Origin of the sequence: Actinomadura sp. BRA 177 (assembly GCF_013372625.1) — a bacterium.
In the GTDB taxonomy this organism is placed as follows: Bacteria; Actinomycetota; Actinomycetes; order Streptosporangiales; family Streptosporangiaceae; genus Spirillospora.
The window spans coordinates 1-16,516 of the sequence record NZ_JABXFD010000667.1 but is presented as its reverse complement, the minus strand read 5'-3'; the positions used below and the strand labels follow the sequence as shown (position 1 = coordinate 16,516).

General features: G+C 70.8%; 11 protein-coding genes and 1 pseudogene. 8 read left to right on the top strand and 4 right to left on the bottom strand.

Annotation, left to right across the window (positions count from 1 at the left end):
- The first annotated feature begins 48 nt into the window (after positions 1-48).
- The 3 genes from HUX53_RS40415 to fxsT are packed head-to-tail and all read left to right on the top strand — an operon-like array spanning position 49 to position 6,733.
- On the top strand, positions 49-1,530 hold the full coding sequence (locus tag HUX53_RS40415) for a hypothetical protein (RefSeq protein ID WP_217920347.1): 1,482 nt from the start codon (positions 49-51) through the stop codon (positions 1,528-1,530).
- 23 nt (positions 1,531-1,553) lie between these two features.
- Positions 1,554-2,573, top strand: a complete 1,020-nt coding sequence (locus tag HUX53_RS37110; protein ID WP_217920346.1) for a MoxR family ATPase — start codon at positions 1,554-1,556, stop codon at positions 2,571-2,573.
- Positions 2,570-6,733 (top strand): FxSxx-COOH system tetratricopeptide repeat protein, encoded by a 4,164-nt coding sequence (gene fxsT / locus HUX53_RS37105; protein WP_176407944.1) that lies wholly within the window; start codon positions 2,570-2,572, stop codon positions 6,731-6,733. Before HUX53_RS37110 ends, fxsT begins: the two co-directional genes overlap by 4 nt.
- 18 nt (positions 6,734-6,751) lie before the next feature.
- Here the strand turns inward: fxsT and HUX53_RS37100 are convergent, their stop codons facing one another.
- Positions 6,752-7,894, bottom strand: a complete 1,143-nt coding sequence (locus HUX53_RS37100) for an FxsB family cyclophane-forming radical SAM/SPASM peptide maturase (protein ID WP_255205995.1) — start codon at positions 7,892-7,894, stop codon at positions 6,752-6,754.
- Between the two features lie 65 nt (positions 7,895-7,959).
- On the bottom strand, positions 7,960-8,151 hold the full coding sequence (locus HUX53_RS37095) for a hypothetical protein (protein ID WP_176407942.1): 192 nt from the start codon (positions 8,149-8,151) through the stop codon (positions 7,960-7,962).
- 881 nt (positions 8,152-9,032) lie between these two features.
- Between HUX53_RS37095 and HUX53_RS37090 the strand changes: the two genes are divergently transcribed.
- Entirely contained in the window at positions 9,033-9,983 is a 951-nt protein-coding gene (locus HUX53_RS37090; protein ID WP_176407941.1) for a hypothetical protein, read from the top strand.
- On the opposite strand, the gene HUX53_RS37085 is transcribed toward HUX53_RS37090, so the two are convergent.
- Both HUX53_RS37085 and HUX53_RS37080 read right to left on the bottom strand, forming a co-directional pair.
- Positions 9,984-10,439: a nuclear transport factor 2 family protein gene (locus tag HUX53_RS37085; protein WP_309237614.1), complete on the bottom strand. Its 456-nt coding sequence runs from the start codon at positions 10,437-10,439 to the stop codon at positions 9,984-9,986. It lies immediately after the preceding gene.
- Complete coding sequence (locus HUX53_RS37080; RefSeq protein WP_176407940.1) at positions 10,436-11,302, bottom strand: TIGR03619 family F420-dependent LLM class oxidoreductase; 867 nt, start codon at positions 11,300-11,302, stop codon at positions 10,436-10,438. The genes HUX53_RS37085 and HUX53_RS37080 overlap by 4 nt, the downstream gene beginning before the upstream one ends.
- Positions 11,303-11,478: 176 nt before the next feature.
- On the opposite strand from HUX53_RS37080, the gene HUX53_RS37075 reads away from it, so the two are divergent.
- The 4 genes and pseudogenes from HUX53_RS37075 to HUX53_RS37060 form a co-directional block, all read left to right on the top strand.
- Entirely contained in the window at positions 11,479-12,315 is an 837-nt protein-coding gene (locus HUX53_RS37075) for an EI24 domain-containing protein (RefSeq protein ID WP_309237613.1), read from the top strand.
- A gap of 75 nt (positions 12,316-12,390) precedes the next feature.
- Positions 12,391-13,665, top strand: coding sequence for a hypothetical protein (locus HUX53_RS37070; protein WP_176407939.1), 1,275 nt, complete (start codon positions 12,391-12,393; stop codon positions 13,663-13,665).
- Between the two features lie 54 nt (positions 13,666-13,719).
- The gene (locus tag HUX53_RS37065) at positions 13,720-15,846 is read left to right on the top strand and encodes an acyl-CoA dehydrogenase (RefSeq protein WP_176407938.1); all 2,127 of its coding nucleotides are present in this window, start codon (positions 13,720-13,722) and stop codon (positions 15,844-15,846) included.
- A gap of 12 nt (positions 15,847-15,858) precedes the next feature.
- A pseudogene (locus HUX53_RS37060) lies at positions 15,859-16,516 on the top strand (hypothetical protein); the annotation flags it as partial.

Sequence of the window (16,516 nt, the reverse complement as noted above, 5' to 3'; positions counted from 1 at the left end):
GGTAGGCGACCATCCGTCGCACACGCGGGCGGGGCGGAGGCGGAACGTTTGATCACGTCGCTGAATGTCGATGATCAGCATCGGCTCGTCGAGGCGATCCGTCGTATCGACGCGATGAGCGTCCAGCGGGAGCGTTCCGTCCATGTGCAGGCGTTGGAGCGGGATCTCGGGCACCGGCTGGACTACGTGCACCACGACAAGGAAATGCTCGACGTGTGGGCGCTCGTCGACGCCCTGCTCAACTATCCGGGCGCGGCGCATGCCCTCGTGCGGATTCTGCAGACGTTCTATCCGACCAGCCTGCCGGTGCGGGCGCTTGGCGAGGTCGTCGCAGAGCTGCTTCCCGAGCCGTGGCTCGATCAGACCGAGCGGCGCGAACTCCATGAGCTGATCACTTCGCTGGAGCGGACGGACCCCGGCCTGTCGCATCTCGGCAGGTTCCCGATGCTCTACCGGCGGGCGGTCGGACCGGCCTGGCCGCAGCTCGACCGGGAGGTCCGCAGTCTGCATGACGTCGTCGCCCTCTTGGAGGAGATGCCCGCGGGACGGGACGCCACGCCGCCGCTGCTGCTGTTCGTGAGCGATTTGGCTGAGTACGCCGGTTATCCGACCGCGGCGCCCTTCCGTGACTGGGTGCGCCGCCAGGTGGAGGCGCAGGGGCTGAACGGCGCCGTCTTCCTTGGAGACCGGTCCCCGGAGGTGACGCGGGGCGAGCCGGAGCCGTCCGAGAACTACCTGGTCATCGAGTGCGCGCCGGACGCGCTGGAGGCGGACCGCTATCTGGTCACCGCGTGGCTCCAGGTGGGCCGCGAACCCGGCAGCACGCTGCAGTGCAGCGACGAGGCGTTACCGCTGAGCCGGATCCCCGAACTCCTCGAACGGCTGCTGACCTCGGAGAGCTCCGTGATCGGACGGCCCAGTCCCGATCTCACGATCGAGTTCATCCTGCCGCGCGCCCTGCTGGACCAGCCGGTCGAGCAGTTCAAGATCAACATTGCCAGGGTCGAGCACCGCATCGGCATCCGGTATCCGGTGGTCGTGCGCAGCCTCGACCGGATGCGCGAGGCCGCCGTCCACCACGACTGGCGGCGCAAGTGGGACTGGCTGTCCGGGCACTCGATCGATGCCCCGGTCTGCCTGCTGGCCCGGCCCGGCGAATGCGACAAAGAGGAGCTCTACTCCAAGCTTGCCGGAGCGTCCACGGCCGTCCTCGCGCTGGCGTTCCCGCCCTGGAGCCGGGCGGACGACGACGAGCCGGACGAGCACTGGGTCGGCCTGGTCGCCGGCATCCCCGTCGTCGCGTGGTGCCGGGACGGCCGCGACCCCGCGCAGTTCGCCAGGGAGGTCAAAGGCCTCCTGGCCGCGGACGTGCTGAAGCTGCCGCGCCGCACGATGGACCTTCGCAGGCAGGCGCTTTCCGGCGGCCCGGAGGGCGCCGGATCCGGGCATTTGGGCCTGCATCTGACGCTCGTGTTCGACGATGCCGACCGCATTCCCGAGCCGTACGTGCGGCTCCGGCCCCCCGCATAGCACCCTCCCGGAAGGCGTCCGCGATGACAGAACCAGAGACCAGCGGCCTCAACGGCGACTGGCGTATCTACCGGGGCGACAGCAGTCCGCACGACCGGGTGCGGAGGCTCCCGCCGCCTCCGCCATGGCGCCGGTTCAGCCAGGCGGACGCGGCCGGGGGACGCTGGCAGCGGGAGTTGCAGCAGGCGATCTCCTACCGGCCGGACGAATCGGTGGTCGACCGGGTCAACGCGGCCGTCCTGCTGCGGCGCCCGCTGCTGGTGATGGGCAAGCCGGGATCGGGCAAGTCCACTCTGGCCTACAACGTCGCCTACGAACTCGGGCTCGGCTCCGTCCTGTACTGGTCGATCACGAGCAACACGACGCTGCAGACCGGCCTCTACGACTACGACGCGATCGGCCGGCTGCACGAGACCAGCCTGCGCGGCGCGGGCGGGCGGGAGGACACGGCCGAGCCGCCGGACATCGGCCGCTATATCCGGCTCGGCCCGCTCGGTACGGCGCTCCTGCCCGGCGACCAGCCCCGCGTCCTGCTCATCGACGAGCTGGACAAGAGCAACATCGACCTGCCGAACGACCTGCTCAACGTCTTCGAGGAGGGCCGATTCAACATCCTGGAGCTGCAGCGGCTGCCGGAGGAGCAGTCGCGCATCCACGTGATGACCGCCGACGGCGGCGCGCGGGTCCCGATCGACCGCGGCGAGGTGCGCTGCGGAAACTTCCCCATCGTCATCATCACCAGCAACGGTGAGCGCGAGTTCCCGCCCGCGTTCCTGCGCCGGTGCGTCCGGCTGGTGATCGAGCCGCCGGACCGGGACCGGCTCGCGGAGATCATCGAGGCGCATCTCGGCGCGGACGCCCGTTCCGTGAGCGACGGGCTCATCGAAGAGTTCCTCGCGCGCCGATCGGACGGGGCGCTGGCCACAGACCAGCTCCTCAACGCCGTCTACCTCGCGACGTCCGGAAGCAGGCCGCCCGAGGCCAAGCTGCAGGAGATTCTCGACGCCGTGCTCCGTCCCATCGAGCGGCCCGGCGCGGGATGATCCGGCAGCTCGTCGAGGCCCTGCAGGCGCTCGACCCACAGCCCACGGCGGAGGAGGTCGCTGACGCGCTGTGGCTCGCCGACTGGTTCCGGACGAATGAGGGCCCCACGCATCTGGCGACGGACGGTTCCGGAGAACCGGGCGAGGGCGGGTCTCCTGGCCCGGTACTTCCGCCGACCCCTCCGCCAGAGCCTCCCGAGGTCTCCGAGCGCGAGCCTCCGCCGCCGCGCCCGGCGGAGGCGGGACTCTACCTGACCGGGCAGGACGTGCCGGCGACCGCGCTTCCCGTCCGGATGCCCGCCATGCCGGCCATCTCGCAGCCCTTGCCGCTGTCCCGCGCCCTGCGCCCGCTGCGCACGACCGTGCCGTCGCTGACCCGCGAGCGGCTCGACGAGACCGCGACCGCGCAGCGCATCGCCGAGACCGGGGTCTTCGAGACCGTCATGGTGCCGGCGCAGGAGCGGCGGCACGATCTGGCCCTCGTCGTGGACGTCGGCCCGTCGATGGTCGTGTGGCGGCAGACGGTCGACGAGCTGAGGCTGCTGCTGCAGCAACTCGGCGCGTTCCGCGACATGCGGACCTGGTACCTGGACACCGGTGCGCACCGGCTGTCGCTGCGCACCGGTTCGGCCTTCGGGGTCGGCGCCGAGCGCGATCCCGACGAGCTGGTCGATCCGACGCGCCGGCGCCTCATCCTGGTCGTCAGCGACTGCATCGGCGCGGCCTGGCAGGACGGCCGGTCCGCCGCGCTGCTCGACCGGTGGGGCCGCGCCGGCACCGTCGCGATCGTCCAGCCCCTGCCGCAGCGGCTGTGGTGGCGGACCGCGGCGGCGATCGAGCCGGTCCGGTTCGGCGCGTCGGCTCCAGCGGTGGCCAACGAACGGCTCACCGTCACGCGGGCGGCGCTGCAACTGCCCGGCTCCCGGCCGCAGGGCATCGCGATCCCGGTGGTCGAGCTGAGCGAGCGCTGGCTGCGGTCGTGGGCGGGCCTGGTGGCGCGCGGCGGCCGGAACGTGATGGGGGCCGCTCTGTTCACCGGCCGGCCGATGGCGCACCCGCCGCCCGCCGAGCCGGACGCCGTTTCGGCGGAAATGCGGGTGAAGCAGTTCAGGGCCGCGTCATCGCCGGCGGCGTTCAAGCTCGCCACGTTCCTCGCGGCGGCCCCGTTGCGGCTGCCGGTCATGCGCCTGGTCCAGCAGGCCATGCTGCCGACCTCCACGTCGGCCGATCTGGCCGAGGTCTTTCTCAGCGGCCTGCTGCGGATGGCCGTCCGTCCGTCCGGCGGCGGCGAGGAGGAGATCGCCTACGAGTTCCACGACGGGGTCCGGGAGATCCTGCTGCAGGGGCTGCGCAGACGCGAGGTGCACCAGGTGCTGCGCGCGGTGTGGGGCGTCGTCCGCGAGCGCATCGGCTCGTCACTGGACTTTCCGGCACTGCTCGCGGCGGTGAGCCGCGGGGAGACGCCACTGCCGCCCGACCTGCCTTTCGCGCAGGTCGCGGCGCAGGCGCTGGTCGGCCTCGGCGGGCCTTACCGCCAGATGGCGAAACAGCTGACCAGCGGCGAGCCCGTGCTCGAGGCGGTCCCGGACGCGGACATCGCGGACGGGGACGCCGGCCGCGCCACGATGCGGGAGGCGACCGCGAGCGACGAGCCCGCACCGTTGCCACGCCGATGGCTGCCGGGCCGCAATCCGGATTTCGTCGGACGTGACCGGCTTCTCACCGAGGTCCGGGCGGCGTTGCGCGAAGGCGCGGCGGCACTCCTGCCGCACTCGGAGTTCGGTCTGGGAGGAGAGGGCAAGTCCAATCTCGCGGTCGAGTACGCCTATCGCCACGCCGACGATTACGACCTGGTGTGGTGGATTCCGGCCGAGCAGACGACGTCGGTCCGCGCAGCGCTCGCCCTGCTGGCACGGCAGCTCGGCATGCCGATGAGCGACGACATCAAGGAGACCGTTGACGGCGTCCTGCGTGCGCTGCGGGCCGGCCGGCCCTACGACCGCTGGCTGCTGATCTACGACAACGCGCAGGACCCGGACCAGGTCGTCCCGCTGACCCCGTCGGCACTCGACGTCTCCGGGCAGGGTCTCGGGCCGGGCCGCCACGTTCTGGTGACCTCACGCGACCGCAGCTGGGAGTGGCACACTTCCGTGGTGGACGTCGGCGTCTTCGAACGGACGGAGAGCATCGCCCTGCTCCGGCGCCTGGTGCCGCGCCTGTCCGAGGACGAGGCCGACATGCTCTCCGAACGCGTGGGCGACCTTCCCCTGGCGGTCCTCCAGGCCGCGGCATGGCAGGCCGTCACCGACGGCACGGTAGAGGACTACCTGCGGTTGTTCGATAGGCGCCTGACCGATATCGCCTCGGCGGCCTCGTCCGGCGACGATTTCCCGGAGTCGCTGGCGGCCGGTGTGAGCCTGAACGTCGATCTCCTCCAGGAGGAGGACCCCGTCGCCTGGCCGCTGCTGGAACTGTGGGCCGTCTTCGGCCCCGAGCCGGTGTCCTGCAAGCTGCTGGCCGCCGGCGCGTCGGCCGCGCTGCCCGCCCGGCTGGCGGGGCTGCTGGCCGACGAGACGCGGCTGCGGGACGCGATGCGAGCGATCGCCCGGTTCTCCCTCGCCCGCTTCGATGAGGAGTCGGCGACACTCCAGATCCATCGCCTCGTCCGGGCCATCCTCAACGACCGGCTCGGCGAGGACGGGCGGCACCGCGTCCGGGAGCATGTTCACGCGATCCTGGCCGCGGCCACCCCGGGAGAGGAACCGGAGGTGGAGTCGACCTGGGAACTCCGGTCCGAGATCACCCCGCACGTGGTCCCGTCCGGCGTCTTCGACGCGGACAGCTCGAACATCCGCAACGTGGGCATCGACCAAGCGCAGTACCTCTACAAATCGGGGGACTTCGAAGGCAGCCGGCGGCTGGCGGAGATCGCCCTGGACCGGTGGCTGGAGCGGTACGGCTCGGACGATGAAAACGTTCTCGACATCTCCCGCGTCCTCGCGAACGCGCTGCGCGGGCTGGGCGACAACAGGGCGGCCGCCGAGCTCAGCGAGGAGAACCTCACGCGGACGCGCAGGAAATTCGGCGCCGATCACATGCAGACGCTCTTCGCCGCCGGGGGATTCAGCGCCGACCTGCGCTTCGTCGGCGACTTCCGCAGGGCTCACGAGGTCGACCTCGACGCTTCGCGCCGCATGCGCCAGCTGTACGGGGAGGGTGCGTCCGACACTCAGCTCGCCGCCACCAATCTGGCCGTCGACCTGCGGATCCTGGGCAGATTCCAGGAGGCCTACGACATCGACCAGGAGGTCTGGCACCGGCAGAACGGGCCTGGCCAGGCCTACCGGCAGTGGTTCCGCACCACTCACCACCTGGCGCGAGACCTGCACGAGCTCGGGCAGTACGAGCAGGCCTGCGCCCTGCAGACGGAGAGCCTGGACAACCTGCGGCCGGTTCTCGGTCCCGGGCATTCGCTCGTCCTGCAGGCCAAGATGAACCATGCGGGCACGCTGCGGAAGCTCGGGCGGTTCCAGGAGGCGCACCGCCTGGCCACCGAGACGTTCGCCGCCCATGTCCGCAGGTTCGGTGAGCACCATCCGAACACGCTGGCCAGCAGGGTCTGCCTGGCGCTCGCCACCTGCGCGCTCGGGCACCCCGACCAGGCGCTGCCGCTCATCGACGAGGCGCTGGACGGGTATCGCATGTCGATGGGGGAGGAGCACCCCTTCGTGCACGTCTGCGCCATCGACAGAGCGGTCGTGCTGCGGCGGCAGGCGGAGGTGTACGCCGCGCAGGAGGCCGACCAGGCGGCGCTGTCCAGCCTGGAAGCCGGCACTCTCGGACCGGACCATTACTACGCGTTGTGCGCCACGGTGGGGCTGGCCAACGACTACTACCTGCTCGGTGAGTTGGAGGCCGCCGTCCGGCTGCTGTCCGACGTGCGGGGCAAGATGATCGGCGCGCTCGGCGAGCGGCATCCGTACTCCCTCGCCGTCGCATTGAATCTGGGGCGGGCTCGCGTCGCCATGGGCGGTGACGCACGGGACACAGCCCCGGCCCTGGCCTCGCTGGCGCGAACGCTCGGCCGTGATCACCCGGAGGTACGCGCCGCCGAACGCGGCGAAATGCTCGAATGCGACATCGAGCCCACTGCTCTGTAAGCAGGCCTGCCGGCCGGGTCAGTTGCTCTGCGCGGGCTGAGCGCGTGCGAGATCGCGCTGGACAGTGCGTTCGATGTGGCCGATCAGTTTCATCAGGTCCGGGCAGTACACCGACGGGTTGAGATAGCCGTGGCCCTCCCGGTAGCGGTGCGCATAGGCGCCGCCGCCGCAGACGTCACGGATCCCGCATGTCGTGCATGTGGCCGACAACGCCGCGAGACCGATCTGCCGCGCGACCACGCCCGGATGCAGCAGCGCGTCGTCGAAGCGGTGATCGAAGACGGTGAGGCCCGTCTCGGGCGCACCGGCGTACGAGGTCTTCAGCGAGTCGACCTGCTGGAGCGTCCCATCGGTGTCGACGACGAGCATGGCGACCGGTGACAGCCCGACGTTCTCGCTCTGGCTCTGCCCGCCGAGCAGCACATTGATGATCTCTTCGAACATCCGGACACCGGTTTCCTTGCGCGGTGCGTGGTACCAGCGGTCGAACACCGCGATGAGCCAGTCGGCATACGGAGTGCCGCCGCCGTCCACGGGGCGGCGTGGGGGTGGGGCCGACCAGGTTCCGTGCGGAAGCAGGAAGTCGATGCGCGGTGGACCCGTCTCCAGGAGGGCCTCGTACGTCCGGATCGGATCGTTGTCGAGGTCCACGGTGCAGAGGAGACCCCGGTAGAGCCGCCGATGTGAGCCCGCGAGCCGGTTCAGCCCGCGCATGACGTCGGCGTGACTACCGCGCCCGTTGGCGCGGAGCCGGTGCCGGTCGTGCCCGTCGCGGTCGCCGTCGAGGCTGACCGATACGCCCACATCGTGCTCGTCCAGCATCGCCAGCATCACGTCGGTGAGGAGCACGCCGTTCGTCTGGGTGCTCAGCTCGACGTCACAGGAGGGCGGCATGGCCGCACGGAAGCGGCCGACGGCTTCGGAGATGGCCGTCTTTCCCGCCAGCAGCGGCTCGCCCCCATGGAGGACGATCGCCACGTTGGCGAGCGCGTGTTCCCGGGCATGCTCGGCAATTCTCTCGGCCGTGGCGGTGAGTACCCTGGTCGGCATCGCACCCGGCCGCGTCCGCCACGACTGGTCCGCGCTTTCATAGACGTAGCAGTAGTCGCAGGCCAGGTTGCAGCGGCCGTGAATCTTGAGGACGAACTCCGAGAACGGCATGGGGCGCCATCCGCCGGCCGTCAGCGCAGGAATGTTGAGCCCGTGAAACGGCCATTCGACGGACATCAGACGTGGTTGGTGAATCTGGCCCGGACGGCATGCGGGTGGAGCAGTTCTGCACGGGCGCGCCGGAGGGCGGAGCTCAGGACCGTCCCCTCGGACGGTTCGGAGACGTGCAGCTCGCGGGGGGTGAGAAGGGGCTGGCAGGAGGCGGCACGGTTGTTGGATTCTGATGCGCAGCCATGAGTGTCGGGCATGGCCGTCTCCCTGTCTCGTACAGTGAATCGCGTCGCTGCTTCCTCTGTGGCCTCAGGGGCGGCAGCCTAGCCGCGACGCGGCGATCGTATGAACCCGACGCCCGCACGCGTCCTGACCCACAATAGACGCGCGGTGTTCTTTCGTGTCGCTCCGCCGGGCCATTGTTCTTTGGCGGCTGAAGCTACATCTTGTTGTCGAATCCCGCCCCGACAGGCTGTGGGCTGCGGAGTTCTTCGCGGACACGGTGCATGGCCGAGCTCAGAACCGTTCCCCCGCGCAGTTCCGAGGCGTCCAGTTCGTGGCGGGTGAGAAGAGGGAGGGGGAAGGAATCCCTGGGGTCGCTCGACTCTGATGTGCTGCCATGAGTGTCCGGCACGGCCGTCTCCCCCTCTTGTCCCATTGATCGGAAATGCGTCGCGCTCCCTCTGCGGGCTCAGGGGCGTACGCCTAGTCGCGACGCGACGATCATACGGATCGGACGTCCGCATGCACGTCGAACCGCGAAAGACGCGCCGCCGAATTTTTTGCGACGCCCCACCCGGTCGTTGCCCTTGGGCGGCCGAAGCTGCACGTTGTTGTCGAATCCGGCCAGGGCATGGCGAGGACCACGCTGTTCTTCGAGGACGAGCCGCAGGTGGGAGCTCAACGCCGCTCCCTCCGAGAGACCGAGAAGTCCAGCTCGCGAGGGGTGCGGAGGGGGCCATGGCGAGGGAGCCGCGGCGCCAGGGTTGTGCGGTGGCATGGGCGGAGTGTGATGGTTGACGCATTTTTCTTGTCGGGGGCGGTTGAGGGTTGCAGAGTGGGATCGGTGGCGACCAGCGGTGAGGTGCCTGTGACGGAGACCGTGCGCCCGGCGCCGGGAGGATGGCGGCCTGGGGGAATGTGTTCGTTCCTTGTGTGCGACATCGCGAGCTTCAATGACGCGTCGCGTGTCGATCCGGTGCGTGTGCGGGTGCGGAAGGCGATGTACGACGGGCTCGACCGGAGTCTGGCGGGGGCCGGGCTGCGGCTGGACGAGTGCTACCACGAGGATCGCGGGGACGGGGTCATGGTCGTCCTGCCGCCGGACGTGCGGACGGAGCTGCTGCTGACGGCGGTGCTCGACCGGCTGCGCGCGGAAGTGCGGCATCACAATGCGGCGGCGAACGAGGCCACGCGGATGCGCCTGCGGGTGGCGGTCAACACAGGTGAAGCCGAGTCGGACGGGCGCGGCATCGTCAGCACGGCGCTGACGCACGCGTTCCGGCTGCTGGACGCGGCGCCGCTGAAGGAGGCGGTGGCCGCGGCCGAGACCGGGATCGCGCTGATCGTGTCGCGGCGGGTGTACGACGACGTGGTGAGCCAGGGCCGGGGCCTGGTCGATCCGGGCGACTATTACCAGGTCAAGGTGAAGGTGAAGGAGACCTCCGACGACGCGTGGGTCATGGTGCCCGGGGGGCGGCCCGTCCGTCCGGCGGGCAGGGTGCCCGCGGTGCCCACGGAGCAGGTGCCCGAGGCCGCCGGGTTCGAGGCGTACCCCGCGGACGTGCCGGTGGCCGACCTGTTCCGCGTCGTGGACGGCCTGCTGGAGATCCCCCGCCTGCGCGCCGAGCGCGGCCGTGACCAGGTGGTCGCGGCGCTGTCGATGGAGATCGCCGGGGCCGTCCCGCGGTCGCCGGAGGCGCGCGCCGACCTGTTCGCGATCGTCCGGACATGCCTCGACTATTCGGGCGGTTTGCAGCAGTTCCTGCAGGCCGTCCAAGGGTTCGTGGGCGAGTCGATGGCGATGCTCCGGCTGAAGCAAACGATCGCCCAGTCGCTCCTGGCGCCGCCGGATGACGCCCGTCCGTGATCAGGGCTTGGTGACGGTCGCCATGGCCCGGTCGGGTTCCCAGTGGGCCCGCAGGGACGTGATCTTGCCGTTCTCGTCCACCCGGTAGATGAGGACGCAGTCGATCGTCATGGTCGAGCCGTCGCCCATCGTGGTGGTGATCGTGGCGACGTTGGCGCAGCAGTCGCCGTTGGCGAAGGAGTCGGCGACGGCGAAGCGGAAGCCGGCGATCGTGGAGATGAAGTTGTCCCAGAAGGCGGTGATGCCGTCGCGGCCCCGGTGGCCGTTGCCCGAGGGGTCGAGGAAGGACGGTCCCACGGGGTCTTCGATCAGGGCGTCGGGGGCGAAGAGGGCCAGCCAGTCGTCCTTGCGACCCTCGATGACGGCCGCCATGGAGGCGCGGCCGGCGCGGCGGGCCGGGTGGTCGGCCTCGGAGGCGTGCCAGGCGATCGCGTCTGTAACGTGTTCTTGTTTCACGGGTTCACCTTCCCGATGACCGTCTCGGCGAAGCGTTCGAGGTGCTCGATCTTCTTGGCCAGGGGCTGGGTGTCGGGGCCCTCGGCGTAGGGCATCCGGAAGCCGACGATCACGTCGGTGACGCCCTTGTCCGCCAGCCGCTTGACCCCGTCGGGCGTGTAGGCGTCCATCGAGATCACGTGGACCTCGAATGGATCATCGGCCTTGCCCTCCTCCTTCCGGATCTCGTTCAGCCTGGCCAGGAGCGCGTCCAGGTCGTCGCCGCCCGCGTGCATCCAGCCGTCCCCGCGCACGACGGCCCGGCGCAGCGCCGGCTCGCTGTGCCCGCCGACGAGGATCGGGAAGCGGCCCGCGGGCGTCATCTTGATCGCCGGGATGTCGAAGTGCTCCCCGTGGAACTCGAAGTACTCCCCGGTACTGAGCCCGCGCAGGATGTCGATCGCCTCGTCCATCCGCTTTCCGCGCCGCTCCCACGGGACGCCCATGACCTGGAAGTCGTCCGGCCACGGGCTGAGGCCCACGCCCAGGCCGAGCCGCCCGCCGGTCATGCACGCGATGGACGTCGCCTGCTTCGCGACCAGCACGGGCGGCCGGATCGGGAGCTTGAGGACGAACGGCGTGAAGCGAAGTTTCGTGGTCACCGCGCCGAGGGCCGCGATGAGGGTGAACGTCTCGATGAACGGCTTGTCCTCCAGGAACTCCCGGTTGCCGTCCGCGGTGTAGGGGTAGGTCGAGTCGGACTCCTTCGGATAGACCAGCGAGTCGGCGATCGACATGCTCGTGTAGCCCGCGTCCTCGGCCGCCTTGGCCAGCGGCACGTAGTACGACGGGTCGGTCATGGCCTCGGCGTAGGTGAACCTCATGCCCAGATACTAGAACCCGTTCTAGTCCGGTGCCAGGGGCCAGGGAAGCCGGAGTCGCTCGCCTGCGGCGGGCACGCGGCGGCGGCTCCGTGCGGGCGACGTCCTGTTCCGCCAGGGCGCCCCGCCGACGCATGTGCTCCTGCTGATAGCGGATTGCGCGTATAGGGTCTGGGTGCGTGAGCCAACCGCATGTCCCGCAGGTGCCCGCGAAGGCCCCGAAGCCGTCCGGGTTCAAGGATCTGTTCAGCGGCGCCGGCTATCTGGTGCGCGGCATCGGGTGGATGGCGCGGCATCCGGTGCAGTGGCTGTTCGGGCTGATCCCGGCGCTGATCGTGCTGACCGTGTACGCGGCGGCGCTCATCTTCCTGGCGTTCGAGATCGACGGTCTGGCCGGGTGGGTGACGGGGTTCGCCGACGGCTGGTCGGACGCGGCCCGGACGTCCGCGCGGGTCGTCGCCGGCATCGCGATCTACGGGTCCGCCCTGTTCGTGGCGGTGATCACCTTTACTGCGGTGACGCTGCTGGTCGGGGATCCCTTCTACGAGGCCATCGCGGTCCGGGTGGAGGAGTCGCAGGGCGGCGCGCCGCCGGAGCCGGACGTCCCGCTGCTCGTCCAGATCGGGCGGGCGATCAAGGACACGGTGATCATCGGGGTCATCGCATTGGGGTTCGCGGTCGTGTTCTTCGCGTGCGGGTTCCTGCCGGTGGTGGGGCAGACGGTCGTCCCGGTGGTGGCGGCGCTGGTGTCGGGCTACTTCCTGGCCGGTGAGCTGACCTCGGTCGCGCTGGAGCGGCGCGGCATCCTGCGCAAGGAGCGGTTCGCGCGGATGCGGGGCGACCGGCCGCTGGTGGTCGGGTTCGGCGCGACGACTTTTGTGGTGTTCCTCATTCCGCTGGGCGCGGTGCTCGCCATGCCGGGTGCGGTGGCCGGGGCCACGCTGATGGCCAGGGAGCGCCTGGCAGACGACCCGCTGGTCACAACGGGTGACGGCGGTATGGCAAGGCATCACTGAGGCGATAAGAAGATGTGTCCTGAGCGTGATTACGCGCGGGATGTCCAGTCCTGATCTTCGCGTAACGTGTGCCGCATGTCCGATCAGGGGGAGCGCGGTGTGCGCTGGACCGATATGAGCGAGAGCGAGCCGCGGGACGGGTTCCGGGAGGGGCCCGGCGCCGGCGGCCCGGCCGGTCCGCAGGCGGTGTCCCCCGAGTCCGAGCTTCCCGAGGTGTTCATGTCCGCGCCGACCGATCCCGCCGACCCCGGCGAGGACGCAGGGTCGCACGACGTGTGGGGCCGGGTCGAGCAGGCCCCGGCCCAGGAGTCCGACGACCGCGACGCCGACGACGTCAGGGTCGCGCCCGTCCGCGACGAGGCGTCCGCCGAGGAGGCGCCCGTCTCGGAGGACGAGCAGCCCCAGTGGGAGGGGTCGCTCTTCGACGACGGCCCGGGCGACTCCAACTACGTTCCGGCCGTCCCGACCGGGTCGGGGCAGCCGGCGAAGCCGGGCAAGCCGAGCAGCGGCAACTGGCAGATGCCGGACTGGATGGCGGACGAGGAGTCCGCCGACGCCAAGCTCGGCGGGTCGCCGAAGCCGTCCCGGGACGTCCTGGACGACACGGGCGGCCGGTCCCGGCTGGTGCTGGTCGGCGGTGTCGGGCTGCTGGTGGTCGCGCTGATCGCGGCCGGTGCCGTCTACCTCACCAGGGGCGGCGGCGACGAGCCCGCGGAGCCCGCCGGCAACGCCGACAAGCGGGCCGCGGCGGAGCAGTCCGAGGCGGCGGCGAAGGTGCGGCTGCCGCCGGACAAGCCGCTCGCGAGGTTCGCCGGGACGCCGAGCCGGATGCTCGGCATGGTGAAGGACACCTACTCCGGGCTGGCGTATCCGCGGCTCGCGGCGCCCTGGCAGGTGCCGACGAAGCAGAACAAGCTGGGCACGTCGGGATGGTCCGGGCAGCAGATCCTGGTGACGGAGCGGCACGCGCAGCAGCTCTGGTACGGCCAGCTGCTCACCGGCACGCTGCACCCGGGCATGCAGGGCGCCTACGCGGGGCCGGGCAGCGTGAAGAACGTCGCCGCCCTGGTCGCGCAGGGGCAGGAGGCGCAGTACTACGCGTTCCCGCACAAGACGGCGCCGCTGGCGTCGCAGGCGCTGACCGTGGACGGGCACAAGGGCTGGCTGATCGCGTCCTACCTGACCTACCAGCGGTCCGGGGTGAAGGCGACCGGCGAGATCGTCGCCACCGCGGTGATCGACACCGGCCGGAAGACCCCGGCGGTGGTGTTCGCGTCGATGCCGAACACGCACAAGAAGCACTGGCCGGACGTCAACGAGTTCTTCACCCACCTGAAGATCGCGTCCTGACAGACCGAATGACGTTCTAATAGGCTGTGGCCACGTCCGAGGAAAGGTGTGGCCATGGCGATCGGGTTGACCGAGGAGCACGAGGCGCTGGCGGCGTCGGTGCGCGGGTTCGCGGAGCGGAACATCCCGGCGCGAGCGGCGCGGGAGGCGGACGCCGGGTTCTGGCCCGCGCTCGCCGCCCAGGGCCTCCCCGGCCTGCACCTGCCCGAGGACGCCGGCGGGCAGGGCTTCGGGATCCTGGAGCAGGCCGTCGCGCTGGAGGAACTCGGCCGCGTGCTCGCTCCGGGCCCGTACACGCCGACCGTCCTGGCGTCCGCGGTCCTGCACGCGTGCGGGGCCGATGTTTCCGGCTTGGCGGACGGTTCACGAACCGCGGCGGTGGCGCTGTCAGGCAGTCTTGACGTCGACGGCTCAACGGTCTCGGGCACGGTCCAGCCTGTGTTGGGTGCTCCGCTCGCGGACGTGTTCGTGCTTCCGGCCGGTGACCGCTGGGTCGTCCTCAACAAGGAGGACGTCACCGTAGGGGCACTGGAGTCGCTCGACGTCACGCGTCCTGTGGGGTCGGTAACCGTCGACGGCGTGACCGTCGAACGCTTCCTGGACGGGGTGGACGCGCAAGCCCTCGCCGTCGTCCTGCTGGGGGCCGAGGCATGCGGCGTGGCGGGACGAGCCTTGGACGACGGCGTGGCCTACGCCAAGCTCCGTGAGCAGTTCGGACGTCCGATCGGCCAGTTCCAAGGCATCAAGCACAAATGCTCCCGGATGCTCATCGCCGTCGAGCGCGCCAGGGCCGCCGTATGGGACGCGGCGCGCGCGCTGACCGAACCTGAGGAGCAGCGTGCCTACGCGGTCGGAGTCGCCGCCGCGCTCGCAGCGGACGCTGCGGTTACCTGCGCTGAGGGCAACATCCAGATCCATGGAGGCATCGGCTACACCTACGAGCACGATGCCCACCTCATCTACCGGCGAGCCCTGACGCTCCGCGCGCTCCTGGGACGGGCCAGTACGCACCGGGCAGACGTCGCCGCGCTCGCGGTGCGGGGCGTCCGGCGGCCGATGAGCGTCGAGCTGGACGAGGACGCCGAACCGGTCCGCGAGGAGATCCGCGCCCGCGTCGCCGAGCTGGCCGCGATGGAGCCGCTCGATCAGCGGGCGGCGATGGCGGACGGCGGCTGGGTGACGCCGCACTTGCCGAAGCCGTGGGGGCGGGGCGCCGGGCCGCTGGAGCAGATCGTCATCCAGCAGGAGCTGAAGGCGGCGCAGGTGCGCCCGGTGCCGCTGATGATCGCGGCGTGGGTCGTCCCGTCGCTGGTGCAGTACGGGACGGCGGAGCAGCAGGAGCGGTTCCTGCCGCCGACGCTGCGCGGCGAGATCATCTGGTGCCAGCTGTTCTCCGAGCCGGGCGCCGGCTCCGACCTCGCCGGGCTGCGCACCCGCGCCGAGCGCACCGAGGGCGGCTGGACGATCACCGGGCAGAAGATCTGGACGTCCCTCGCCCGCGACTCCCAGTGGGGCATCTGCATCGCCCGCACCGACCCGGACCGGCCCAAACACGACGGCATCACCTACTTCCTCGTCGACATGAAATCGCCCGGCGTCGAGATCCGGCCGCTGCGCGAATGCACCGGCGACGCCGTGTTCAATGAGGTGTTCCTGGACGGCGTGTTCGTCCCGGACGACCTCGTCGTCGGCCCCGTCAACTCGGGCTGGCGCGTCGCCCGCACCACCCTCGCCAACGAGCGCGTCGGCCTGACCAGCAGCTTCCAGCTCGGCGGCGACCTGCCCAAGCTGCTCGACCTCGCCGCCGACCTCGGCTTGGACGCGGACCCCGTCGTCCGGGACGGCCTCGGCCGCCTCGCCTGCGACGAGCACTCGTTCAACCTGCTCGGCCTCCGCGCCACGCTGAAGCAGCTCTCGGGCACCGACCCGGGCGCGACGGCGAACGTCCGGAAACTGGTGGCGATGGAGCACGGCCAGCAGGTCACCGAGTTCGGGTTCACGCTGCTCGGTGAGGAGGGCGCGCTGACCGGCGGCTGGAAGGACGACCTGCGCGCCCGCTGGACCCGGTACCTCCTCGCGTCCCGCGCCATGAGCATCGGCGGCGGCACCACCGAGGTCAACCTGAACGTGATCGGCGAGCGCATCCTCGGGCTGCCCCGAGACCCCGAGCCGGTCGGGTAGCGTCCAGGCTCGATGGGGGAGCGGACGCGGCACCTGGTGGCCGCACTGACCGGGCTGGGGCTCGGGCTTGCGGCACTCGGGCCGGGGCTCGCGCCCGGCTTCGTGCTGTCGTACGACATGGTGTTCGTGCCCGGCCCGTCGTTCACGGACCTGACGTTCGGGCTGACCGGGATCGTGCCCCGGCACGTCCCGAGCGACGCGTTCGTCACAGCGCTCGCGCACATAATCCCGGCGGACGTCGTGCAGAAGCTCGTCCTGCTGGCGATCTTCGTCATGGCGTGCACGTCGGCGGCGTCGCTGGTGCCGTCCCGCCGCATGCTGCCGCGCCTCGCCGCCGGGGTCTGCTACGCCTGGAACCCGTTCGTCGCCGAGCGGCTCCTGCTCGGCCAGTGGGCGCTCCTCCTCGGCTACGCGGCCCTGCCCTGGGTGGTCGCGGCCGCCGCCCGCGCCCACGAGCCCGGCGGCACCCGCCGCCTGGTCCGCACCCTCCTCCCCGCCGCCATCGGCGGCTTCGCCGCCCTGACCATCACCGCCATAACCGCCATAACCGTCACCCTCACGACCGGCAGAGGGCACGGTGGCCATCAGGGTCGTGTGGCGCCTGAGGCGGGACGTTCGGTATTCGGGCGCCTCCAGGATCGGGCGCGGCTTGTCGGGGCGGTGCGGGTTG

Bases quoted from the DNA above. Each gene is read 5' to 3' on its own strand.
- HUX53_RS37065 (WP_176407938.1), top strand. From the start codon at position 13,720: ATGGCGATCGGGTTGACCGAGGAGCACGAGGCGCTGGCGGCGTCGGTG.
- HUX53_RS37090 (WP_176407941.1), top strand. From the start codon at position 9,033: ATGTGTTCGTTCCTTGTGTGCGACATCGCGAGCTTCAATGACGCGTCG.
- fxsT (WP_176407944.1), top strand. From the start codon at position 2,570: ATGATCCGGCAGCTCGTCGAGGCCCTGCAGGCGCTCGACCCACAGCCC.
- HUX53_RS37070 (WP_176407939.1), top strand. From the start codon at position 12,391: ATGTCCGATCAGGGGGAGCGCGGTGTGCGCTGGACCGATATGAGCGAG.
- HUX53_RS37110 (WP_217920346.1), top strand. From the start codon at position 1,554: ATGACAGAACCAGAGACCAGCGGCCTCAACGGCGACTGGCGTATCTAC.
- HUX53_RS37100 (WP_255205995.1), bottom strand. From the start codon at position 7,894: ATGCCGTTCTCGGAGTTCGTCCTCAAGATTCACGGCCGCTGCAACCTG.
- HUX53_RS37080 (WP_176407940.1), bottom strand. From the start codon at position 11,302: ATGAGGTTCACCTACGCCGAGGCCATGACCGACCCGTCGTACTACGTG.
- HUX53_RS37095 (WP_176407942.1), bottom strand. From the start codon at position 8,151: ATGCCCGACACTCATGGCTGCGCATCAGAATCCAACAACCGTGCCGCC.